The sequence below is a fragment of the Frankia nepalensis genome (genome assembly GCF_016786325.1).
GTDB classification, from domain to species: domain Bacteria; phylum Actinomycetota; class Actinomycetes; order Frankiales; family Frankiaceae; genus Pseudofrankia; species Pseudofrankia nepalensis.
The window spans coordinates 1,267-25,218 of the sequence record NZ_JADWYU010000195.1 but is presented as its reverse complement, the minus strand read 5'-3'; the positions used below and the strand labels follow the sequence as shown (position 1 = coordinate 25,218).

Here is a 23,952-nt window from a genome sequence, read left to right as displayed (position 1 = left end):
GTTTGGCGGTTGAACTGGTCGTCCCCTATGCTTGCCCGGAGTTCCAGGTGGTCCCGACCGAGTCGGCGATCACTCTGGATCTTCCGCCCCCATCGTCTAGCGGCCCAGGACGTCGCCCTTTCAAGGCGGTAGCACGGGTTCGAATCCCGTTGGGGGCACACGTAAGGTTGATGCCTGGCAACTAGTTGTTGCCCTTGGGTGGGTGAGGTGAGATGAGTCCTCACCTGGTGACAGCTTTGGTCACTTAACGTGCACAGGCTGGTCGGCTGTGGCCGGCGGCTACCCAGTGTAGTCGCACTGTCCGTGCAATTTTGGTGCTCTCGGGGTCGTAGCGCCGTATGTCCGCCGTCGGCGGCGTTGCCTCATGCCGGCGCCGAATCTGGCATCGCGGATGAACCTCTCGGGGCCGCGGCCCCGATCCAGGCATCAGGACAGTCGCCTGCTGCCGCGAGTGGCCATTGCGTGACTTTTCGCCTGTCGGCGTGCCATGAGGCGGTTCACGACTACCGTGCCACGTGCGGCGTAGCGCGGATCGCCAGCCGGCGGTGTTCTGCATCTTCCGGGGCTGGCCCCTGACGAGCGGTGCGACGACGAGCAGCGGTAAGGAGATCATCTCTGGCCCGGCGACGTGAAGGTCACGGAATCGTCCGGCGGCTGCCACAAGCGAGCGATTCCGTCCTCCGCGCCGGTGGCGAGAAGATTTCCACGAGCGGCGAATGCCAGGCAGGTGACGCGCCTCCCGTGTTCGCTGAGAAGCTCGCCGATCTCCTCAGGCCGGGACGGCTCGGAGATGTCCCAGAACCGGGCCAACTTGCTATCGGTGGCCACGAGCGTCCGGCCGTCGGGTGAGAACGCGAGTGACCAGACGACGGCCAGATGGGAAGGGAGCCCAGGCTCGACCGGTCGAGGCCGAGTCGGGTCGGCCGTGTCCCACACGTAGACGGAACGGTCGAAACTTCCGGCCGCTACCAGCCCGTTGGACGCGAACGTGACCGAGCAGAGGTCCGCGCCACCGGGCGCGCCCGCCTCGCCGACGACGCGACTCGGATCCTCGACGGCCCAGAGTCGAAGTCGTGGCCCGCTGACCGTGGCGAGCGTCCGGCCGTCGGCCGAGAATGCCACCGACCAGACCGCTGCGGTGTGTCCGGTGAGTGCCGCCAGCTGGCGAGGCTTCTTGGGCACGGTCAGGTCCCACAGCCGCGCGACCTGGTCCGACCCCGCGGCGGCCAGAATGACTCCGTCGGGCGACAGAGCCATTGAGCGGGCCTCGAGCCTCCCACTGCCCAGTGCCGTCCGGCTGATGAGCCGAGGCGCGGACGGTGCGGCGACGGCCCACGTCGCAAGAGTGTGGTCGACCGCTCCCGTGATCAATGTCTGTCCGTCCGGCGAGAAGGCGGCCAGGCAGACGGCGGCGGTGTGGCCGCGGAGCCTCTCGCCAACTTCCAGTGGCGTCGCCGGGTCGGTCACGTCCCACAGGCGTGTGGCACCGTCGAGGCCGCCGGTCGTGAGTAGCTGGCCGTCGGCGCGCCACGCGGCGGCCCGCACCTCCCCGCCGCGCGCGTTGGTCACGCCCAGCGGGTGTCGCGCCCGAGCTGCGCCGCCTGCCGCCGCGGCCAGGGCGCCCGAGTTGGCCGGTCGAGGCGACGCAACTGGCGCCGTCGCGGCATGCCCCGGGAAACCGGGTTCCGTGGCCGGTTTGCCGCGGCCCTCTAGCGCGCCGCGGACCCCGTTCATCAGGGCCTGGTGAGCGTCCTGCGCGGCCAGGCCGAACAGGTCGATGCTCACGACGGTGCTGAGCAGGCCGGGCCTGGGGCAGTCCTCGACCCGAACGGGAAGCAGCCGCCGGGCGAGGCCCATCGGGTCCGCGGCCCGCGCGGACTGCCATTCCTGCTTTCCGTAGACCGACTGGAGGTATGCGTGCGACAGCAGCGCGACGGTCCTGCCGGCCACCTCGAGGCCTCGGTCCATCTGGAAGAACCAGTTGGAGCCGGCGACGGCGTCCCAGGCCGGGACCAGCACCCGGTACCCGCCGCTCTCCAGCTGCCAGGCTACCCATTCAGCCCAGCCGCGGTCGGCGTGCGCATAAGAGAGGAAGAAATCCCAGCTCTCGCCCGCGGGAGGGCCCGTCTCCGCAGCCATGAGGGCATCTTCGCAGGGCGATCCGTGACTCCCTCAGTTCCCCTGGCTCGGCCTCGCCCCGCCGTGTCGGCGGGCTGTGCGGTCGCGCCCGGTCTAGTGGGTCATACTCTTTCTAGCCGGCCCGGGACCAACGGGACCCGCCTTTCGGCTGGACTCTTGACGGGCCTGGACGAGTCCGCGACGGGGCGCGGGCTGACGCCGTGGCACGGGCGTAGGAACGAGAACACGGGTCGGAGCCCCCGACGACCCGGCTGAGGTAGACCGGGGTGCAACGGGGATGCGACTAGGGCCCATCAAGGCGCGAGTGCCGATAGGCAGCACGATCGTCGTCCGGCTCGACGCGGGGTCATCTATAGAAGGCGTCCTGCGCGAGATCGACGACGAATGCCTGGTGATTGACGCCGTGGACGGCGAGATCATTCTCGTCGCGGAGGCCATCGAGATGGTCCAACGCCGCGACCTGCGGCCGGCCGCGGAACTGGCTCCGAGTCGCGAAAGCCCGGTGCCCTTGACGGCAGCCCCGGTCACGGCCGACACAGCCCCGGTCGCTTGGCCATCGCTGCCTCCAGCCCCAGCCGCACCACCCCCGGCCTCGATCACACCGCCCGATCTGCCGGTGGCGCTCGAAACCGCGCTCGCAGAGCTTCGGGCGGCGGCCGCCAGAACCTCCCTGGACGTCTCCATCCCGGCCTTCGAGACCCCCGCCGGCCGTGACGAGGCCATACACCTCCGGCTCATCAGCGAGCTGGACGTCGTGCGTAACCGCTATCAGTACGCGCTCAAGATGCGCGATGCCGACCGCGTTCTCGACTGCATCACGCGCCTGGAGGCGATCGCCGACCAGTATGACGCGCCGGAGCTGCTCCGGACAGCCGCCCAGCTGGCCTGGCCGCTCGGCGAGCGTGAACGCGCGCTGGACCTGTTCGCCGATGCCGCCGACGTGCTCGAGGACGGCCCGTCCTGCCGCGACCTCGCCATGGCCCAGCGGCTGGCGGGTGAGCGCGAGCTCGCGCCCGCGACCCTGGCTGGCTGCGTTCACGAGGGCACCGCTCCCGACGACGTCGCGCTGCGGGCGCTGACGGCGCTGGTCGCCGTCCAGGGCGAGGGAGCCGCCGAGCTCGCGGGCCTCGTGCGTACGGCAGCCCGGTGGCCAGCCACCGAGGCGAGGCTCGCGGTCCTGGTCAGCGGGCTGCTATGCGCGGATCGCTCGAAGCTGGCGGGCTTCCCGGCCGATCAATGGAATCTGCCGAGCCTGGACGCGGCGGCATTCATGATCGCCGCTGACGCCGTCGCTGGCGGTGCCGTGATCGTTCACGGGGCTTCCGACGGCACCGGTGCGGCCACTCCTAACCTGCCGCCAAGGCCGGATACAGCAATGATGGCGGCGGATGGCGTACCTGCGGCGGCTCCCGCCACGCCGCTTGCTATGCCGTCCAGGCCGCCGGAGGCCCGGTCGGGCGTCGAGGATCCGGACGTCGCCGTGATCGCCGACGAGATTCGTGGCTTCCTGGCCCGCAGAGACCTCGCCTCGGCCGAGTCGGCCCTCAAACGGCTGCAGGCGCTGGCACCCGGGTATCCGATCACATGGGACCTGCAGCGCCGGGTCACGGGTGCCCGGACCGCGCACACGGTGCCGTCCCCGAGCCCGGCGACGATCGCGCCTGTCAGCATCTCGCCGCACAAGCGCGACCTGACCATGCACCCCAGCTTGTTGATGTCCCGGGCGGAGGCCGCGGCGCGGCGGGGCGACACCGACGGTGTGCTGCGCACCCTCGCCGCGATGGCCGAGGACGACGCGCTGTCCGCCATGGACGTCCGGAAGATCGCCCTGGTGCTCGGCAACAAGCAGCAGAGCCGCGCAACCGCGCTCACCGTCCTGGAGCGCTACCGCTCGCGGTTCACGACACGCCAGGAACTGCGGGACTGGCTACAGACCCGCAGCACCATCCTGGAGCACGCCGGGCGGTGGAGCGAGGCGCTGGACGTGCTGCACGAGATGCTGTCCGAGGCCTCGCCGCCGGACGAGCGGCTGGTGCTGGTGCGGCGCATCAACAGAGCGCTCACCAAGACCTACCGGCACGACGAGGCGAAGGAGTTTCTCGCCGCCGAGCTGCGGCGCAACCCCGACCAGCCGGCCGTCACCGAGCTCATCTACCAGCTGGATCACGTCATCGCGACCGGCATGTTCTCGAAGGTCGAGGCAACCGCGCAGGAGGAGGCCGCGGAGAGCGGCGGCCTCAGCCCGCTGCTGCTGTTTCATCTGGAGCGCTGCGAGTACCGCGGCGTCCCGCCGGACAAGGTCCGCTCCAACAATGTCACGCTGAACGACATCAGGCACCTGGACAACATGCTGCAGGGGCCCGGTGGCCGGTCGGGCACGAAGATCCCGCGAGAGCGGGCCGACTACAACCTGTCGGCCGCGCGAATTCTGCAGGACCTCGGTATCACCGACGGCCGGTTCCGGTCACGGCTGCAGAACTTCGCCGCCGCGATGGGTGACCACTGCGTGGTGGAGGCGCAGCACGCAGATGTTATCCGTACCTACTACCTGGAAGCGATTAACGTCAGGCCGGAGTGGGGCGAACTAGTCGACGTCAAGCTGCGCCAGCTGGTCCGGTCGTTCGTCCGAGGCGACGACCAGCTGCTGGAAAGCGGGAAGCTGCTGCACCTGGAACCGCTCCTGCAGAGCGTGATGGCCACCAAGCAGCTAGCCATCCCGGTCCTCAGCACGCTCCTTCCGACGGTCGGGAAGATCAAGACTCGGCTGATCGGGCGGATCTGGGCGGACCGGGACACCCGTGAGCTGTTTCAGACCGCGTTGCAGAAATACCTGCTCACGCCGATGCCCGTCGAGAACCAGGAGACCTTCACCCGGGCCTGGGGCGCCGCCGCCCAACAGGACCGCGCCAGGCAGGAGTCCTACCGCGATCTGAGTGTGCTGGCCGGCGTCCCGGTGCTGACCGCGATCGACCGGCACACCCGGGCGCTCGACGTGATCGCCAAACAGATGGACGGCTACGCCCCGCTGACGGACGTCAACCGGCTCAAGAACTGCGCCAAGGTGGTCGACCAGTTGCGTCAGTACGCGGCCCCGATCAAGTATGTCGAGCGGGAGCGGCTCGCCGGCAGCGTCACTCATACGATCCAGGAGCATCGATACGAGATCGAGAAGGCGCCGACCGTCTTCTCGCTGCAATATCTCCACCCGTATCTGACCGCGCTGGAGAAGAACCTCACTGAGCACTTCGACGCCTACGACACCGCCGCCGCGCCGGAGAACCTCAAGGTAGAGCTGGTCGTCGACCGCTACCTGCCGGACGGCGCGAAGGTCAACGTGCAGCTACGGGTGTCGAACCACTCGCCCGACGCGAGCCCGGTCAGCAACGTCGCGCTCACCGTCCTGCCGAGTGATGACTACGAGTCCGAGCCCCAGCCTGTTCCCGTCGCCGCGTCCATCGCCGCTGACGAGTCGAAGACCTGTCAGATCAAGCTGGTCGCGAGCCGGCGGGCGGTCGAGCAGGAGCTGATGACGCTTGCCTGTGAGGTCAGCTTTACCCTGCGCTCGGGTGAGCAGAAGACCGCCGCCGTGGACGCGAAGTCGATCCGCCTGCACGCGGACGAGGAGTGGCGTGAGATTCCCAACCCGTACATCGCCGGCGTCAAGGTCGAGGACCCGGAGATGTTCAAGGGCCGGGGCCGGCTGATCGCCGACGTGCTGGCCACGGTCACCGGCAGCGGGCACGGCAGCGTGGTCATGTACGGCCAGAAGCGGGCTGGGAAGTCGTCTGTGCTCTACCACCTGCAGAACGCGATCGAGCTGCCCCATGTGGCAGCCAGCTACGACTGCGGGTGGCTTACCGACAGCGTCGGCAACATGACCGCCAACCGCTCGCTGGCTGACTTCCTGCACGGCATCGCCGACGCCTTCCAGTTCCGGTTGCGGATACTGGCCGAAGAACATGGTGTCAGCGCGCCGCCACGGCCAGATCTGGACCAGATCCGCATCGCGCCGCAGCAGCGGTTCAATGAGTACATGCGCGAGCTGGTCGAGGTCTGGATGCGGCGTACGGCGCCGTTCGCCCACAGCCGCCTCGTGCTGCTGCTAGACGAGTTTAGCCTGCTGCACAAGTGGATCCGCACCGGCAACGTGCCGCCTGACTTCATGAAAGGCTGGAAGGCGATCCTCGATCGGGGCCACTTCCGCTGCGCGCTGGTCGGTAACGACCTCATGCCGCGGTTCATCGAGGAGTTCCCGAACGAGTTCCAGGTCATCAAGCGGGAGCGGGTCTCCTATCTGGACCCGACGTCAGCCCTGGAACTGATCCGGGACCCGATCCTGCAGCCCGACGGCGGCTCGCGCTACCGCGGTGACGCGGACACTCGCGTTCTCCAGTTGACCGGCCACAGCGCCTACTACATCCAGCTGTTCTGCCATGCGCTCGTCAACCACATGAACTCCGAGGACGTGCGGGCGCCGGCGATCGGTCCGGCCGACGTCGACGCCGTCGCGGACGGCCTCGTCCGTAACCTGCCGATCAAAGAGTTCGACAACCTGCTGACGCCCGGCGACGCCGAGGTGACCGACATCAGCGACGAGCTGGTGATGGAGGTGCTGCGGGCCACCCGGAAGGACTCCGGCTCCAAGATGTACCACGAGGCTGACCAGACCTCACATCCCCAGGCTGACCGGGTGCTCGCCGACCTGGCGAACCGGGAGGTGGTGACCCGGCTGTCCAGCAACCGATTCCGCCTCCAGGTCGGCCTGTTCAGCGAATGGCTGCAGCACCAGTGGAGCTGACCGACATGACCGGGGACGACAGCATCGTCATGACGAACCCGTATGCCTCGTACGGAAACCAGGTGACGGGCCCGGACTTCGTCGGTCGGACGGACCAGATCCGGTCGATCCGCAGCCGGGTCTTCCAGTCCTACGGCTCGGCGTCCAGCTCGATCGTCGGACCGCCGCGGGTTGGCAAGTCGAGCTTGGCGCGCGAGCTGCTGGACCGGTATGCCGTGGGGCGCAACCCGCGCGGGTTGACCTTCCTGCCGCTGTGGATCACGGTCATGGGGCGGGAAACCGAACAGTCCCTGTTCCGCGAGCTCGCGCGCAGCGTCCAGCGCTGGCTGGAGCGAAACGCCGAGGCGGATGCCGACCGTGTCAAGCCGAGCTTCGATCGGCTTGACGGCGTCGTGGAATGGGACGACCTGGCCATCTACCTGGGCGAATACCTTCGCGAGGTCCGCTACTGCGGCTACCAGGTGGTCGCGGTGCTCGACGAGTTTGACGCCGCGGGCAAGCTCTTCCGCCGCGCAGCGCCGTTCGAGCTGCTGCGCACGATCGCCTACGACGACAAGACCCGTGTCGCTCTGATCGTGACGTCGCGGCGCGAGATCGGGGACATCATCGTGCGTTCGACGCCGGAGGTCTCCAACCTGCACCAGATCTTCGGGGTACCGGTCCAGCCAGGCTGTTTCCGGCCGACAGAGCTCACGGCGCTGATCGCGCGGTCTCCGCACGAGAGCGAAGAATTTCGCGCGGCGGCGTTCGCGTGGCTGTCGCGGGAGACGGGCGGCCAGCCATTCCTTGCGTCCGCCTGGTTGTCCCAGCTGCACGACACTCTCGCGGACCACTCACCGGAGCCCGCTGAGCTGGATGCCCTTTTCAGCGCGGCCGAGCGCGCCTGCGCGTCGGTGACCGTGCACCACCACGAGCAGATGCTGGAGTTGCTGCGGGACGAGGGCCGGCTGAACACGCTGTTGGAGGTGCTCTTCGGGCCCCGCGTGACCGTCGGGCCGGCGGACGCGGACCGGCTGGAAAAGGAAGGGCTCATCCGTAGAACTTCGTCGGGCTGGGCTGCTTTCTCGGAGACGTTTCAACGGTACCTGACCCTGCTGGAGCGGAAGGTGGATGACTGGCCGCTGTGGCAGAAAACCGAGACCGGCCTGCGCGACGCGCTGGCCGACGCGTTACGTGCGGCCTACGGCGACGACTGGGAAATCAGGGTGAGCGAGGCTCAGCCACGCATCGGCGCCGAATGTGAGAAGCGGCGGAAGCAGGCCCGCGTCGGGCTCGGCGAGCCGGCGGCCGGCGACACGTTCCTGGAGTGGGCCTTCCCGAAAGAACTGTTGGAGATCATGACGCTGCATTGGGTTTACGTGGAGCCGTTCTTCGGCCGCGAGCTCCCGGAGTGGGCCGAGCGCATCGAGTTGGTGGCCAGCGTCCGCACGCCGATGGCGCACAACCGCCGAGCGGCGAAGACCCCACGGGAGATGGAGGATTTCCGGACGGCGTGCCGAGAGATCCTGGAATGGCTTTCCATCCCGGCGGCGGGCCGCCCACGTCCAGCGTTGCGGTGACCTACCCGGCCGCTCGGGGGTCCCGCAGCGGGCGGCTGGCCAGCATGGCGTAGTCCTCTTCCGTGATCTCGAGAGGCTTCGTTCCTGGTACCGACCGGTGTTCGTGGCCAGCCTGGGAGCAGACCGGGTAGGCCGAGTACAGGTCGTACCAACGATCCTGCCGCCGGTGGACCTCCTTGAGCTGCTGGACCAGCGGGCCGAAGTCCGAGTCCTGCGAAAGCAGGATCAACGTGGAGTAGCTCGCCAGCCAGGCACCGTCCAGCGCGAGCGCGGCGATTTTGATATCGGCGCCCTTCTCCTTGCGACGACCAGCCAGTGGATGGGGCGTTGCACAGCGCTCGCACTCCACCACGCGGGCCAGTTCATGTTCGCAGGCCGAACATTTCAGGGACTCGTAGCGGAAGCGTGCCTTCTCGTGTCGGACGCCATAGTTGTGGAGGCGGTTGAGCCTGCTGCGCCAGGTCCAGAACTCCGGCTGCTCGGCTGGGTCGTGCCGGTTAGGCAAGGCCATGACCACGGCAACGTCGATGACGGCCTCGGCCTTGGTCTGCGTGGTCAGGCTGGCGGCCAGCCGATCGATGGGAAACTGGACAGCCATCTTGTAACCGAAACACCGCATCGCGGCTAGATAGTGATTCCACCCATCTACCAGCACCAAAGATCCCGTCGGCACGTCCCCGTACACCTTCCGACAGTGATGACATTAAAAACCCCGCCGGTGGCCATAAGGTCTGGATTTCCCAGGTCTGGCGCTAGCGGCGGGGGCAACCACAGTATAGACGATCGAACCTTCGGACTCAACAGCGGTGTCCCGATTTCCTCGATCTCCGGGCGGAGCGCCGGCCGACGCCCGTGCAGCGGGCGCCGGCCGGCCGGGTCGGGCTTACGCCGCCTTCGCCGTGTCCTCCTCGTCCGGCAACTCGATCTCCTCGGCGAGGCCACCGCGGTCGTTGGTCCCCACCTTGAAGCTCAGCAGCGTGCCCGGCGCATAGCGTTCGACCGCACGGCGCGGGGTGAACACGTGGTGGCCGTTGCCGAGGCCGTCCTGGACGCGCAGCCAGCCGTGTGCCTTGGCGTCCGGAAGCTTCAGCGTGCCCTCCGCGTAGTCACCCACCACCAGCATCGCCACGGCCTGGCGCTTACGGGCGGTATCGCCAGTGCCGGAAGCCACGAACGCGACGGTGGCGCCGACGTTGAGGCTCGATCCCGCGTCCTCCGGGTAGACAAGATGATTCGAACGGAAGTAGAAGTCCTCGCCGGTGCGCTTGTCCCGCACGAATCCGAAGTTCGACTCCCGCCGCCAGCAGGTCACCTCGCCGACGTGCCGCTCTTCGGGCGCACTGTGGCCCCGGTCACCCGGTTGGGCGCCGAAGACCCGGCCACCGGTCGGACCGGCCGCGACCGGCGCGGCGGCGGTGCGCATCCGGTCGGTGCTGCGGGTCACCGCCTCCGACTTGAACCCATACAGCTGCTGGTCCCAGAGGATCTCGTAGTACTCGACGGGCTGGTCGAAACCCTTCAGCGGCGCGCGCTGAACGTCGCCCTGGTACTGCTCCGGCGCACGACCCAGCGCATCACCGATCCTGCTGCGGATCCGCATCACGTTCGCGGCCGAGGCCGTCGCCCGATCGACGAAGACCGCCTTGGGCGAGGCCGCCTCGCACAGCCCTCTGGCCTTGTCGACGACGGTGCCGACGAAGTCCCGGCTGCCGGTCGGCGTGACGAACGAGACCACGGAGCCAGTGCTGATCCCGGTGCTGCAGCTGAAGTCGATCGTGCCCTTCGCTCCAGTGCGGCCCTGGTGGGCGTCATTGATCGCCTCCTGGACCTGGATCGCCACGTTCACTGCGTCGGTGGCGTGGTCGCTGTCGAACGAGATCATGATGGCGTCGCCCAGGTATTTGATCTCCGCGCTCTCGTCGGCGGCCATCGCGATCGCGGTCACCGTGTCGTAGCACCAGCCCAGGGCGGGCAGCCACCCAGCCTCGGGCTGCCGCTCCTTCGCCGACGTCGACTCGACCTGAGAGATGTACAGCAGGGTTCGAGCCTCTCGGGACTGCGGGTCAGCGAAGGCTTCGCGAAGCTGGGTGACCATGGCTTGTCCTTTCCCCAAGACCGCCCGTGCCGGCGGCCAGCTGCTGGTGATGGTGGGGCGGGGCGCCCTCGTCACCCACTAACGGACAGCCGCCGCCGTCCAGGGGCTGCCCCGTCCGCAGGTCGCACTCTCTTGACAGCACAGCGCGGCGTCCGACACGATGCGGAACAGTTGCACGTGCCGCACATGGTTTGGTCCTCCACGTGGGTGGCCGCCGATGCGGATTTGATCGGCACGTGCGGCAGCAGGTAGCGACACCGAGCCCTATGTGCTCATTGCTGCGCGAAGCGCAGGACGCGCAGGCCCGTCTTGGGCCTAGCCCCATACATCGATGGGTTTCCGTGAACGGAGAGCGTCGTGTCTGCTGCTCAACATCTCTGCGTGGTGCCGCCGGCTACATCATCCTTCTGCCAGTCGTCGGCCTGCCTGACGGAGAGCACCATGCTGGTCTGGCGCGTGATCCGCCAGGCGCGCGACGCGCTGCACGCCGCGCAGGGCGCCGGGGTGTGCGCCGGCCGCGGGCCGCTCGCGGCGGCCCAGCCGCCAGGTGGGGCCTGGGCGACCTGTGAGAGCACCGGGTGTGTCGACCTGTGCATGGATGTGTGGATCCGGGCCCATGCGGCGATGCACGTCCGGTTCCCCGAGGTCGGCGACAACTTCTCGAACTACGCCGCCTACCTGACCACGGTCGCCCGGTCCACCCTGGCAGATCTCAGGCGCTCCGGGCGCAAGGACCGCGGCGCGGTGGCCAAGCCGACCCGCAAGGACGGAACTGTAGGGCGGATTGCCGCTTACTTCGAGGATCCGTGGCTGACGGCCGTCTTCCGGTTCCTGCTGGGGTACGTCGGAACGCCGGGCGTGAGCGGCGGCCAGTGGCCCGTCGACGCGCTCACGGACCGCAAGAACGCGTGGGACGGCGCGGGCCGCGTCGTTGGGTCGCGGCGGGCACAGCGGGAGCTACGGCGCGACATCGAATCCTGTCTCGCCGGTGTGCGGGCGTTCGCGGGGGCGCAATGGCTCTACGAGTGCCTGCTCGGTCCGCTGACCACGCAGACCTGCTGTCCGCTGCCGGAGCACGACGTCCCTGCGGTGGCCCGTGACGGGTGGGACGACGAGCTGGACCTGACCGACGGCGCCCACATGATCCTCGTGGGCATGCTGCGGGAGCTGAAGGCGGGCCTCGGCCTGGCTGATGCCCTGCGCGCGGCGGTCGACGCGTGGCTGGACGGCGAGCCGGTCCCTGCCGCCTGGGCGTCGCTGCGCGACGATGATCTTGCCGTTCGGCGTCTCGCGAAGCGTCTGCTCGCAGACCTGGGGCCCCGTGAAGTGGCGGCGTAGCACCCGGGCGTGCGTCCAGACCGCCGCCGGAGACTCCTAGTAGGAGGGACCCGGCGGCGTCGAAGGCGGCTTTGCTGTAGTTCCGTTCGTTGAGAGGCTCCGCAATGTTCAGCGCCAACATGACGAAGCCGGTGAACACCAGGAGTTGCCATGCTGGCCGCATTCGCTGCGTGGTCGCGCCGCCGAGTGCCAGGTGGCGGATGCCGAGCGGGAGGCCGATGACGGACAGGTAGCCCGCGGGGGCGACTATTAAGCGGGGTGACGTAGGCGGGGACGCAGAGTTGGACTCCCAGGGCCCAGGGGTTGCCGAAGCGGAACAGGAAGCTGAGTCCTATGACCAGCACCATGATCACGGTCGCGTCCTGCGCGGCCGAGTTCCCCTTCCTGTCGTCGGCGCTCCTGGCGGGTCGGTTGCCGGGTGTGGTCATCGAGCGCCTCCCGCGCGGGAAGCTCAAAACCGCTCTCGATGACGAGCCGGCCGGATGTGGAACTGCTGGTCGTTCCTGCACGGTTCTGCGATGTTTTCCGTGGGGGTACCGACAGCAGTGTTGGTTGCTTTGCCGGTTCGACCGGGATGCCGCTTCCACCCGAGGTCCGGAATGCCAGCAGGTAGCCAGATTGAGGCCCGCGACAGCGAACGGCGTTCAGACCGGAGACCGAGTAGGTGACCGTACGGCCGGGCAAACCCGGCGATGGTGGCGTGTGGACGGCGCGGCCGGTCTTGGATCATGAACCAGAGCACCCGCCCGGGTTCCCGGCGGCGGCCGCCCCGGCGGCCTGGGCGGGACCGGCGGCCTGGGCGGCGCTGTCTCCCGTGTTCAGCAGCACCGTGACCGTGCCGTCGAACTGGTTGGCGACCACCAGGTCGTCGAGGTTGTCGCCGTCGAGGTCGCTCGCGGTCACGGCGGCGGGACCAGGGCCGGTGAGGTAGGGAACCCCGGGTTGGAAGGTGCCATCACCGTTGCCCAGCAGGACCGCGACCGTGGCGCTCCCGGTGTTGCCGGCGGCCAGGTCGGGGGCGTCGTCGCCGTTGAAGTCTCCCGCGGTCACGGCCGAGGGGCCGGCTCCGGTGAGGTAGGGCCGCGGGGGCTGGAGCGTGCCGTCGCCGTTGCCCAGCAGGACCGCGACCGTGTCGTCCCCGGCATCGGCGACGGCCACGTCGGCGAGGTCGTCACCGTTGAGGTCCTTCGCCGCCACGTCGGACGGGCCCGGTCCGGCGAGATAGGGGCGCGCGGGCTGGAAGGTGCCGTCGCCGTTGCCCGGCAGCACCGACACCGTGCCGTCCCCGGTGTTGGCGACGACCAGGTCGAGGGCGCCGTTGCCGTTGAAGTCGCCGATGTCCTTCGCCGACGGGCTCGGCCCGGTGAGGTAGGGCCGTGGGGGTTGAAGGGTGCCGTCGCCGTTGCTCGGCAGCACCGTGACCGTGCCGTCGTACTGGTTGGCGACGGCCACGTCGGCGGCGCCGTCCTCGGTGAGGTCGGCCACCGCCAACGCGGACGGACCCCATCCGGCGGGATAGGGCCGTGGGGGTTGGAAGGTGCCGTCGCCGTTGCCCAGCAGCACGGACACCGTGGCGCCGAACTGGTTCGCCACGACCAGATCGGAGACGCCGTTTCCGCGCAGGTCACCGATGCGCACCGCGGCCGGGCCAGGCCCGGCGGGGTAGGGCACCGCGGGCGCGAACGTGCCATCACCGTTACCGAGCAGCACCGAGACCGTTCCGTGGCCGAGATTGGCGACCGCCAGGCTGTCGTTGCCGTCGCCCGTCAGATCGCCCACCGCCACGTCGGCCGGGCCCGATCCGGTGATGTAGGTGATCGGAGGGGCAAAGAGCGCGGCCGCCCGCGCGGTTCCGGGCACGACGACCAGCGCGGGCAGCGCCAGCGAGACCGCCGCGAGCAGCCCGGCGGCGCCACGCCTGCCACCGGTCCGCGGGCTCATGCGCGCCGCCGCGTCGAGGCCCGGCCCCATGGTCTGAACGCGCCCATCCGGTCTCCTGTCTCGGTGCCCGGCCGCGTGTCCCGCGTCCCGCCGCTTGTTCAGGTGCCCGCCGCGTCGGCCGCGATCGCGCTCGCCGACGCCGGTCACCGCCACCGCCGGGACGAGGACGAGGGGGTAGCCGAGGATCAGGGCAGGCGTGGGCCTGAGCCGCCGTGGGTCGGGATTTCGCTCATCGCGTCGTTTCCGGGCCGGACTTCGGCCTGATGGTGACCCAGCGATCTCCCCGACGGCCGTAGCGACACTCCCTGTCGTCACCTTGAGTGATCGAACGCGCTCGGGACTTCCGGGCGCGGTGCGCGCGTCGTCGGCCGCCGCGACTTCCGGCCGCTCGGCGGCACCGGGGTGGTCGGCGGTATTGAGGCCCTTCCCACGGATCTTTCCGGGCCGGTCGACGCGGACCGGGACCGCGAAACACGATCCAAGGGAAGCGCCGTGGGTCAGGGCACCAGCAGCCACCGGCCGCGCTGGCCGCCGCCGGCGACCTTGTCGTACGCGGTCGCCGCCTCGGCCAGCGGCACCCGGCCGGCGACCCGTAGCTCCAGGACGCCGGTGGCCGCGAGGGTGAGCAGCGCAGCGAGCCGCGCGCCGTCGGGTTCGACGCTCACGATGTCAATCTTGATGTCGCGCTCGGGGGTCGGCGGAGACGGCTGCGGCACGCCGACGAACGCCCCGCCGTCGCGGAGGGCGGCGAGGGCCGCCGTGTGCAGGACGGCGCCGTCGAGAACGGCGTCGAACGACGGCCCCGGCAGCTCGGTGACGAGGTCGCGGGCGCCGGCTCGCAGGACGAAGTCGCGGTCGGACTCGCGCGCCAGCCCGGTCACGGCCCAGCCGGCGTGGGCCGCCAGCGCGACGGCGTACCCGCCCACGGAGCCGGCGGCGCCGGTGACCAGCAGGGTCCGCTCCTCGGCGGGGCCGAGCCGGTCCAGCAGCTGCGCCGCGGTCAAGGCGTTGAGCGGGACGGAGGCCGCGTCGACCGGATCGAGGCCGTTCGGCAGCGGCGCGGCGGCCGCCGCCGGCACCACGGTCTCCTCGGCGTGCCCGCGAGCCGCGGCGGCGAAGTCGCGGTGTATGGCGGCGACCGGGTCGCCAACCGAGAATCCCGTGACGTCGGGACCGGTCTCGGTGACGACGCCGGTGAGTGAGCAGCCCACGCCGACCGTGCCGGTGAGTCCGAAGATCGTCCGGACCGGTCCGGCGGCGATGAGGACGTCGATGAGATCGACCGATGCCGCCGTGACGCGGACCCGCAGGTCGCCGGGTCCCAACGGAGGCGGTGGCACCTCCTCGAGGGTGGGCGCGGAGGTGCCGGGCTTGGACACGAGCGCGAGTGTCATGACGAATCTCCTTCCGATGGCCGCGATGCGCGACCGGCCGCGATGCGTGGCTGGCCGCGATCCGTGATTGGCGGCAATGTGTGACTGGCCGCAATGCACAACCATCGGTGGCTTACTCTCTACTGGGAAGTAGGCACTTTGAAGTGGTGTAGGCACCCGGAGGTAAGTCATGGATGTGACCACCGCCGACGGGCCGGCGGCCCGGTTCGACGCGTTCGCCGCCTCCTGCCCCAGCCGCCGGCTGCTCGACACGATCGGCGACAAGTGGGCGAGCCTCGTGATCGTGGCGCTCGGCCTGGGGGGCCGGATGCGCTATTCCGAGCTGTCCGCGCGGATCGCCGGAGTGAGCCAGAAGATGCTGACTCAGACCCTGCGGGGCCTCGAGCGAGACGGCCTGCTGACCCGCGCGGTGACCCCCTCGGTGCCGGTCCGCGTCGACTACGAGCTCACGCCGCTGGGCCAGTCCCTCCTGGAAACGATCTGCCGCCTCAAGGAGTGGGCGGAGGTCCACATGCCCGAGGTCGACGCCGCGCGAGCCGCCTACGACCGGAATCACGCCTGACCTCGGCGTCGCCCGCGGATCGGCTCCGGCGGATGACAGGCCCCGAGATCCTTTTGCCGGCTCGACCGGGTCGTCCCCTAGGCGGGGATGGGGCTGGGGTCGGACCAGCGGTAGGCGGAGTGGAAGAAGCCGCGGACCGGCCGGCCGCCGATGGCGATGTTGTGGGTGAAGGAGACAGGACCGGCCGGGTCGGCGGTATCAAAAGTGATCTCTACGTCGTCGGCTCGGTGCAGTGGCGTGTTCGGGTCGTAGACACGCACGGTGATCGTGCTTCCGCGCAGCTCGTAGGCGTAGGCGAGAACCTGGTGGTTCAGGCCGAGCTTCCTCGGGTCCCTGGAGCGGGCCGCGATGATGCCGAGCGGAGCGAGGCGGCCCGAGTCCAGCTCCAGCCGGACCCGGGGCCATTCGTCGACGAGCGTGATCCGACCGAGACCGTCGCGCCGGCGCAGCTTCCGGACGACGTCGGTGTCCGGGGCGCGCTGCAGCTCGTAGTAGCGCAGCACGCCGCGCGGGAGGTCCCAGCTCTGGAACAGCCGGCGGACGAGGTATCGATAAAGCGGCGAGCCGGGCGGCGGATGCGTGGCGTCGGACGGCGGCTTGCGGCCGGCTTCGAACAGGTCGCGCACCGCGAAGACCATTCCACCGCACAGGCCGCGGCTCGCGTCACCGATCGGGATGCCGCTGCCCAGGCCCATCACCCGGGCCCGGAGGACCGGCTGGCGCGGGAAACTGTTCGTGAACCGGAAGGCGCATTCGCTGGGCCGAAAGCCCATCGCGGCCGCTCCTGTCACCGTGGCCTCGCCCATCCCACCCCCACTCGGTGCCTCGGGCTTACGGTACCGATCACCCGGGTGGGCGCAAGCGACTCGGGCGAACGTGCCATCCGCGCGAAACGACGAGGGCCACGGGCCCGGCGTCGGGTGTTCGGTCAGCTCCAGACGTCGCAGTGGTGCCTTGACCAGGTGCCGGAGACGGGCGCTACCCGCTGCGGGGTGAGCAGCAGCCGGTCGTTGCCCGAATGGACCGCCTTGGCGTCGAACCTCGGCCAGTTCGCGGGCGAGTTGGTACCGCCGTTCTCACCTGACCCGTTGGGATCGCCGGTGGCCGCGAACCGGACCCAATAGTCGATCATCGTCTTCGAGAGGGCCTGCCGGGCGGGGGTGGACAGCGTGGACCCCGTCGCAGGGGGGAACAGGTAGTTGATATCCCAGCCATGTGTCGCGCCTGCCCCGAACTCGGGCGACACGGACGGATAGTCCGGGATGTCGAACTCGTACAGATAGGTCGGCCTCTGGGCGATCGCGGCGGTCAGCTGCGCGAACGTGGTCGCCTGGCAGGTGAACATCGAGTCTGTGATGATCATTGACAGTCGTTCGCGGGCGGGTATCTGGCTGGCCGGGTAGGCGGCGAGCACCCGGTCCGCGCGGTCGGGGAAGCGGTCGCGGATCATGCCGTCGACCCCGAGATCGGTGATCGGGCCGAAGGCGCGCCAGTAGGCCGTGAACGGCCGTCCCTCGTCCTGGATGGTGCCCATCAGCAGCGGCACGTCGGCCAGTTGCCCGTTCCACAGGGCCTGCGTGGGGGTGAGCGGCAACGTCTTGCCGCCGACGGCGGGCGAGAACGGGAACGCGTTGAAGATCTCACCGTCGACCGTGGCCGCGGCCATGATTTCTTCCGCGGGCTTGAACCGCAGACAGAACTCGGCGGTCGCCGGGTCGACGCAGCCAAGCCGGTTGGCCAGGTTCAGGCCGGTCTGGGCGGCGCTCACCAGAGTTGGCAGCTTCCAGGTGCACGGGCCGCTCTGCATGATCGCCCGCTGGTACAGGCCTTTGGCGGCCGGCGCGGCGAGTAGCGCGCACACATTGATCGAGCCGGCCGATTCGCCCATGATCGTGACCTTCGTGGGGTCGCCACCGAACGCGGCCGCGTTGCCCTGTACCCACCGCAACGCGGCAATCAGGTCCTGGGTGGCGTAGTTGCCGGCGTCGCCGCCGCCTCCCTGGATCAACGACGGGAGCACGAGGTATCCGAGTGCTCCGAGGCGATAGTTCGTCGTGACGACGATGGCGGGCCCGTCCGTGGCCATCGCGTCCGGATCGACCGCGTCGCCGGAGCCGCCGACGAACGCGCCCCCATGGATCCAGAAGACCACCGGCAGCCGGGCCGTCGCTGGCGCGCCCGCCGGCCGGGTCACCGAGAGGTACAGACAGTCCTCGCCGGTCTGCGTGCCTAGCGTGCCGATCTGGGTACAGGCCGCGCCGGCCTCGCCGCCGTCGCGGGTTCCCGACCACGGCGCCGGTGGCTGGGGCGCGGCCCAGCGCAGCGCCCCTACCGGCGGCGCCGCGAACGGAATGCCGCGGTAGTGATCGACCCTGCCCTCGCGGACGCCGCTGATCTCGCCGCCGGTGGTGGTGACCACGGGCGGCTGGGCGTTCGGGTCCGCGCTGAACGTCACCCCCGCAGGGACCGGAGTGGCGGACGCCGCTGGCTGGGACGAGGAGCCCGAGCCGTCGGCGAACGAGCAGGCGGCCGTACCGCCCGCGACGACGACCAGCGCCACCAGCGCCGCGACGATGCGGGCCAGCCGCCCGTCGCGAGGCCGCCGCGGCCGCGCGCGCCGGCCGGACCGGCCGGACCGGCCGGGCTGGCCGAGTTGGCTGGGCACGTGGGTCAGGATCGCCGGCACGAGATGGGGGCGCGACGCGGCTCCGGGCTGACGGACGGGCATCGTGGCGGTCGGCCTCAGGGGACCGGCGATGGCGTCGGGGCCAGGATTGCGCTCATCGTCGGCCCCTTCTTTGGCCAAAGCAGTCCGTCGGGCGCCCAGGTGGCCGAAGGCAGCGTCAGAGGACGTACCGAACCAAGGACGCCATACGGCGCGACATCGGAACTTTGTGCATCGACCCTAGTCGGAGCCCCATTAGTGCTCGTCAACGAGGTCCAGGCACCGCCTTCGGACGATGACGAGCGTGAGTGGCCGTCAGCGCCGCCCTGGCCGATGAAACGGGCTCAGTGGCTCGGCGGGCCAGGATCCCTTCTCATGGATCTTGCTGGCGCGGCTCGACCGCCGAACAACGTACACATCCGAGGATCACTGGCCGGTGGGGAGCCGGCCAGTTCCCTTGATCGTCACATGTGTGCGCCCTTCGGCGGTTTCTGTCCGTTTTGCCGCCGGACTTCGCACAGATCTGGTGATCTACCGAGGAGACCGGGCCGGGACGGGGCGAAGATCGCCGGTTGCGTACGCGGGTCGCCGGTCGGCGGTCGGCGGTCGGCGGTCGGCGGTCGGGGATCGGCGGTCGGCGGTCGGGGATCGGGGATCGGGGCCATGATCTGCGCACGGGAAGCGTCCTAGGAGAACTTTGTCGGCTTTCGTGCCGGACGGGGCCGGTCCTGGGATCGGTCCATGGGCTGTGGTGCCAGAGGGGAAGGTTTTCGGCACCACGGCGTCTGGGATCATGGTCGAACGCCCCACAGGTCATGACCAGCCGCTCGTCGGGGCCGCCCCGCTCACCGGTCACGAGGTTCCCCTCCAGCGGGCTCAGGGGGCTCAGGGGGCTCGGTGGGCGCGTCCGGCGCGCAGGCGGCGCCATCCGGAGGGAGCCGGCCCGCGGGCGTCCTCGTCGACCCCGCCGTTGCCGTCCGTCGTGCCCGGCTCGTCGCCGCCGTCGGTCGTGCCCGGCTCGTCGCCCGGCCCGAGACGGACTACCGGTGATTCGCCGGAGCCGCCCGTCGCTCGCCGTTCGTCGGCGAGCACGCCGGGCGAGAGCTGACGCGGCACCGTCGGCTCGACAGCCAGCGGCAGACGCTCGATGAGCAGCATCGCGAGGTCGTCGCGCAGGTGGCCGCCGGCGTGGGCGGTGACCCGTTCGGTCAGCCGGTCGAGCGCCTGCTCGGGAGAGCCGCCCAGCAGAACGTCGAGGTGCTGCTCCAGCGGGAAGAACTCCCCGCCGGGCGAGCGGGCCTCGATCAGCCCGTCGGTGAACAGCAGCAGCCGGTCGCCGACGTCCCAGCGGGCCGCGGACGGCGTGAACCGTTCGGCGAGGCCGAACGGCGGGCTCGGTGACTTCAGCCGTACCGGCCCGCCGGCGGTCGGGTCGTCTCCGTCCGGGTCTCGCGGACCGCCTCCCAGGCCCGCTGGGCGGCCCAGCGGGTCCGGGTGGTCCAGCGGGTCCGGGAGGTCCGCGAGACCCGGGTGGTCCGGGTGGTCGCCGGCCCGCCCCGGCAGGAGCACCGGCGGGTGGTGCCCGGCCGAGCAGAGGCTGAGCCGGCCGTCCGGGTGGATGTCGACCAGCAGCGCGGTGACGAAGTCCTCGACGTCCGCCTCCCGGTTGACGGCCCGCGCGCAGGCCGCGGCGACCTGCTCCGGTTCCAGCCAGGTCACCGCCGCCTCCCGGAACGCGCCGAGGACGACCGAGGCCAGCCGCACCGCGGGCAGGCCCTTGCCGCGGACGTCGCCGATGATCACTCGGGTGGTGTGCGTCGTGGCGACCACCTCGTACAGGTCCCCGCCGACCGTGGCCTCCTCCGCGGCCGAGAGGTAGCGGGCGGCGAAGCGGGCGCCGTCGATGGTCGCGGGCACGGCGGGCAGCAGCGCCCGCTGGGCGACGTCGGCGATCGCCCGCACCTGGCGCAGCTCGGACTCCCGGCTGCGCAGTTCGGACTCCCGGCTGCGCAGCTCGAGCTCCCGCCGGGAGCGGTGCACGGCGATCCAGACCGCCACCGCGGACTGGGCGGCGACCAGCCCGATCGCGGCCAGGTGCGGGGGCTCGCCGAACCTGTCGTCCCAGAGTCCGGAGAGCACCGCGGCGAGCAGGGCGACCGCGCCCATCGCTCCCGTCCGGCGAGGCCCGCGGGCGCCCGAGACGAGCAGCGCGGACAGTCCGAAGTATCCGGCGAGGGCGACGTCGGCCAGCAGACCGACGCCAACGGCGCAGACGAGTACGGCAAGACCGAGCATCAGCGCCCGGTCCGGCTTCCAGGGCATGAGGCATTCTCGCCGTCCGCCTGCCCGCCTCGGGCGGGTACTACCGGATTCCTTCCGCCGATCTCGGCCTCGCGGCGGCGAACCTCCAACGCGAGCCGGAACTCAACCCCCCGCGCGCCGCTGATCCGCCGGCCGGGACGTCGCCCACGGCGGATCAGACGGATCAGCGGCGCGGCCGGTCATCCCCGCTTGGCGCGGCGACGGCGACGCAGCCAGAGGGCGGTGGCCACGGCGCCGAGGGCCGCGCCCGCGCCGCGGGCCGCGGTCGGGTGATGGTGAGCCTGCTGGGTCACCTCGCGGGCGGTCTTCGTACTGGTCGCGGCCGTGCGCTCCGCGGCGGCGGCCACCCACGGGTGCTCGCCGGCCTGGTGGCGCATCCGCTCGACGGCACGGTCGCGGGCCGCGACCGTGCGCTCCGTCGCCGCGGCCAGCCGCGGGTTGGCGGCTGCCTTCTCGCGGACGGTCTCCGCGGTCTTTCCCGCGACAGCCTTGGTGCGCTCCGTGGCGGCGTGGACCTGCGGGGTGACCTTCTCCCGCGCGGTCGTGACCGCGGGGGCGACCTTCTCTCGGGCGGTCTCCACGGCGGGGGCGACCTTCTCCCGCGCCGTCGCGACCGCGGGGGCGACCTTCTCGCGGGCGCTTTCCACGGTGGGCGCGACCTTCTCGCGCACGGTCGCGACTGTGGGGGCGACCCGCTGGCGCGCGCCGGCGAGGACGCCGGCCGTGTCATCGTGGTGCCCGTTCGCCTGACCGTTGGGGCTGGCGTCCGGCGTGTCGGCGGAGCCGGGTCCCGCGTCGGCGGCTGGCGACGAAGGGTATGCGTAGTCGGCGTCGCTGGTTGACGGGCTACCGGCGACGTCAGACGTGTGGTCTCGGTCGGTCACCTCGTTCCTCCCTGGTGCTCGATGCGGTCACGTCCACGCGAACGGGGCAGGTTGGCCGTGGCCGGAAAAATGCGGCATTCAGTGGGTACCCGTGGTGCTAACGAGATAGTCCGCTGATGTTCCCGCGATGGACACCCCTGTGGCCAGGAGACGACTGGAAGACCGCCGGGCCCGGACCGACGGTGGGCCGCCCGGCGCCCGCGCGCCCGGCGGGGGCGCCGCCGCGCGCGGTGCCCGTGGGCGGCCGTGTCCCCCCATCAGCTCCGCTGACCAGCGCGTTTCGGGCGAAGGCGGGGGGCGGGCGGCCGGGGTCGGTTACGGTTTCCTGGTCGGCCGCTTCGGGCTTCCGTCGCCGGGGCCGGCCGGACGGATGAGCCGCGGTCCCGCCGCTCGTCGGCGGGCCGCGACGCCACCGTCATGCCGGAGGGGAGGTCGGGGTGCCGGACGACCTGCTGGGCCTGCGTGGCCAGGCCGCGGTGCTCGCCGCCGGGCATGTGTCCTCTCGTGAGCTGGTCGGCGCCGCGCTCGATCGGATTCAGGCGACGCAGTCCACCCTCAACGCGTTCCGGCGGCTGCGCCCGGAGGCGGCGCTCGCCGAGGCGGACGAGGCGGACCGGCGGCTGGGGGCGGGTGAGCGGCTGCCGCTGCTCGGAGTCCCCATAGCGATCAAGGACGACACGGACCTCGCGGGCGAGCCGACGGCGTTCGGCGCGCGTGGCGACTTCCCGCCCCAGGCGACCGACAGCGAGATGGTCCGCAAGCTCAAGTCCGCCGGGGCGGTGATCGTCGGGAAGACCAACACCCCGGAGTTCGGCCAGTGGCCGTTCACCGAGGGCCCGGCGTTCGGGGTCACCCGCAACCCCTGGAACCTGGACCACACCCCGGGCGGCTCCTCCGGCGGCGCGGCGGCCGCGGTCGCCGCTGGCCTGGTCGCCGCCGCGGTCGGCTCGGACGGCGCGGGCTCGGTACGGATCCCGGCCGCCTGGACCAACCTCGTCGGGATCAAGCCGCAGCGCGGGCGGATCTCCAGCGCGCCGGTCGCCGAGCAGTTCAACGGGCTCACGACGTTCGGCCCGCTGGCGCTGACGGTCGCCGACGCGGCCCTGCTGCTCGACGTCCTGTCGGGCAGCGCGCCGGTCGACCGGGACCGCCCCCCGCTGCCCGAGGAGCCGTTCCTGGCCGCCGCCGCCCGCGAGCCGCGCCGGCTGCGGATCGGGCTGTCGGTGAAGGTGCCCTACAGCGGGATGCCCGCGCGGCTCGACCCGATGATGCGCGCCGCGGTGGAGCGCACCGGCGCGGCGCTCGCGGAGCTCGGGCACGAGGTCGTCCCGGCCGAGCCCGCCTACGGCCTGCTCGGCGTCATCTTCCTGCCCCGGTCGCTCGAGGCGATCGACGACTGGGCTCACCGGGTGCCCGACCCGGAGCTGCTCGACGTCCGCACGCAGGCGAACGCCCGCACCGGCCGGATGCTGCGCCCGCTGCTGCTCGCCTCGAGGGCCGCCGAGCCGGCCTCCCGGTGGCGGATCGGGCGGATCTTCCGTTCCGTGGATGTGCTGCTGGCTCCAACGACGGCGGTGCCGCCGCCGCGGGTCGGCGAGCTCAACCGGGCGACGAGCTGGGAGACCGACCAGGCGATCGTCGCCGCCTGCCCATTCACCTGGCCGTGGAACGTGCTCGGCTGGCCGGCGGTCAACGTGCCGGCCGGCCTGACGCCCGCGGGCCTGCCGATGGGCGCGCAGCTGATGGGGCCGGCGAACAGCGAGAGCCTGCTGATCTCGTTGGCGGGGCAGCTGGAACGCGCGCAGCGCTGGTACGAGCGCCGCCCCGGCTGGCGCGCCGACGCCGCGTCGTCGGCCGCCTGACGGGCGCCGCCTGGCCGTCGTCGAGCGGGCCCGGCGCACGCCTCCCCATGGGAGGCGTCCCGTCCTGGGGCGTCCCCACGGTGGCCGGTGTCGCGTAGCCGACAGGTCTTGCCAGGTGGACGATCGCGACCTAAGTTGTTCTCAACTTAAGAATTTCTCTGGTTGAGAGCTACTCTGGTTGAGATTTACTCGGACTGAGTAGAACTCGTTGTCTGATCTTGGGGAGAGCCATGGTGGGCCTTGGGACGAAGCGGCTGCCGGGCGGGCCGGTCGCTTCGCCACCGCCGCTGGTGCTGGTGCCGTCGGGGGGACCGGCATGGGCGGCCATCGCGGGCGTGGGCGCCCGCGGGGGCGGGGGGGGGGGGGGGGGTTTATAAACAAGCCGCCCCCCCC

The 23,952-nt window shown here is 70.8% G+C and carries 14 protein-coding genes and 1 tRNA gene; 6 read left to right on the top strand and 9 right to left on the bottom strand.

Features of this window, described 5'->3' with window-relative positions:
• Positions 1 to 85: 85 nt before the first annotated feature.
• Positions 86 to 158 (top strand) — tRNA-Glu (locus I6A81_RS29515).
• Positions 159 to 609: 451 nt separating this feature from the next.
• Here the strand turns inward: I6A81_RS29515 and I6A81_RS29510 are convergent.
• On the bottom strand, positions 610 to 2,139 hold the full coding sequence (locus tag I6A81_RS29510) for a toll/interleukin-1 receptor domain-containing protein (protein WP_202998956.1): 1,530 nt from the start codon (positions 2,137 to 2,139) through the stop codon (positions 610 to 612).
• A 304-nt stretch (positions 2,140 to 2,443) separates the two neighbouring features.
• Between I6A81_RS29510 and I6A81_RS29505 the strand changes: the two genes are divergently transcribed.
• A complete protein-coding gene (locus I6A81_RS29505; protein ID WP_202998954.1) occupies positions 2,444 to 6,937 on the top strand; it encodes a tetratricopeptide repeat protein in 4,494 nt (1,497 codons plus the stop codon).
• Complete coding sequence (locus tag I6A81_RS29500) at positions 6,928 to 8,496, top strand: ATP-binding protein (RefSeq protein ID WP_203030465.1); 1,569 nt, start codon at positions 6,928 to 6,930, stop codon at positions 8,494 to 8,496. Before I6A81_RS29505 ends, I6A81_RS29500 begins: the two co-directional genes overlap by 10 nt.
• A 1-nt stretch (position 8,497) precedes the next feature.
• Here I6A81_RS29500 and I6A81_RS29495 read toward each other — a convergent pair whose 3' ends face one another.
• Together I6A81_RS29495 and I6A81_RS29490 are read right to left on the bottom strand one after the other, a co-directional pair.
• Positions 8,498 to 9,151 (bottom strand): NYN domain-containing protein, encoded by a 654-nt coding sequence (locus I6A81_RS29495; RefSeq protein WP_203030467.1) that lies wholly within the window; start codon positions 9,149 to 9,151, stop codon positions 8,498 to 8,500.
• A 228-nt stretch (positions 9,152 to 9,379) separates the two neighbouring features.
• Entirely contained in the window at positions 9,380 to 10,591 is a 1,212-nt protein-coding gene (locus I6A81_RS29490) for an adenylate/guanylate cyclase domain-containing protein (RefSeq protein WP_202998948.1), read from the bottom strand.
• Positions 10,592 to 11,032: 441 nt separating this feature from the next.
• On the opposite strand from I6A81_RS29490, the gene I6A81_RS29485 reads away from it, so the two are divergent.
• Positions 11,033 to 11,929: a hypothetical protein gene (locus I6A81_RS29485; RefSeq protein WP_202998947.1), complete on the top strand. Its 897-nt coding sequence runs from the start codon at positions 11,033 to 11,035 to the stop codon at positions 11,927 to 11,929.
• A gap of 726 nt (positions 11,930 to 12,655) precedes the next feature.
• Here I6A81_RS29485 and I6A81_RS29480 read toward each other — a convergent pair.
• Together I6A81_RS29480 and I6A81_RS29475 are read right to left on the bottom strand one after the other, a co-directional pair.
• Positions 12,656 to 13,870, bottom strand: a complete 1,215-nt coding sequence (locus I6A81_RS29480; protein WP_202998946.1) for an FG-GAP repeat domain-containing protein — start codon at positions 13,868 to 13,870, stop codon at positions 12,656 to 12,658.
• A 497-nt stretch (positions 13,871 to 14,367) separates the two neighbouring features.
• Complete coding sequence (locus I6A81_RS29475; RefSeq protein WP_202998945.1) at positions 14,368 to 15,264, bottom strand: zinc-binding dehydrogenase; 897 nt, start codon at positions 15,262 to 15,264, stop codon at positions 14,368 to 14,370.
• Between the two features lie 169 nt (positions 15,265 to 15,433).
• On the opposite strand from I6A81_RS29475, the gene I6A81_RS29470 reads away from it, so the two are divergent.
• Positions 15,434 to 15,826 (top strand): winged helix-turn-helix transcriptional regulator, encoded by a 393-nt coding sequence (locus I6A81_RS29470; RefSeq protein WP_202998944.1) that lies wholly within the window; start codon positions 15,434 to 15,436, stop codon positions 15,824 to 15,826.
• Between the two features lie 77 nt (positions 15,827 to 15,903).
• Here I6A81_RS29470 and I6A81_RS29465 read toward each other — a convergent pair whose 3' ends face one another.
• The 4 genes from I6A81_RS29465 to I6A81_RS29450 all read right to left on the bottom strand — a co-directional run bounded on the left by I6A81_RS29465 (position 15,904) and on the right by I6A81_RS29450 (position 21,697).
• Entirely contained in the window at positions 15,904 to 16,599 is a 696-nt protein-coding gene (locus I6A81_RS29465; protein ID WP_238428062.1) for a hypothetical protein, read from the bottom strand.
• 155 nt (positions 16,600 to 16,754) lie between these two features.
• Positions 16,755 to 18,491: a carboxylesterase/lipase family protein gene (locus I6A81_RS29460; protein ID WP_307874999.1), complete on the bottom strand. Its 1,737-nt coding sequence runs from the start codon at positions 18,489 to 18,491 to the stop codon at positions 16,755 to 16,757.
• Positions 18,492 to 19,376: 885 nt separating this feature from the next.
• Positions 19,377 to 20,813 (bottom strand): PP2C family protein-serine/threonine phosphatase, encoded by a 1,437-nt coding sequence (locus tag I6A81_RS29455; RefSeq protein WP_202998939.1) that lies wholly within the window; start codon positions 20,811 to 20,813, stop codon positions 19,377 to 19,379.
• Between the two features lie 179 nt (positions 20,814 to 20,992).
• Entirely contained in the window at positions 20,993 to 21,697 is a 705-nt protein-coding gene (locus I6A81_RS29450) for a hypothetical protein (RefSeq protein ID WP_202998938.1), read from the bottom strand.
• Positions 21,698 to 22,134: 437 nt separating this feature from the next.
• On the opposite strand from I6A81_RS29450, the gene I6A81_RS29445 reads away from it, so the two are divergent.
• Positions 22,135 to 23,559 (top strand): amidase, encoded by a 1,425-nt coding sequence (locus tag I6A81_RS29445; RefSeq protein WP_202998937.1) that lies wholly within the window; start codon positions 22,135 to 22,137, stop codon positions 23,557 to 23,559.
• Positions 23,560 to 23,952: the final 393 nt, after the last annotated feature.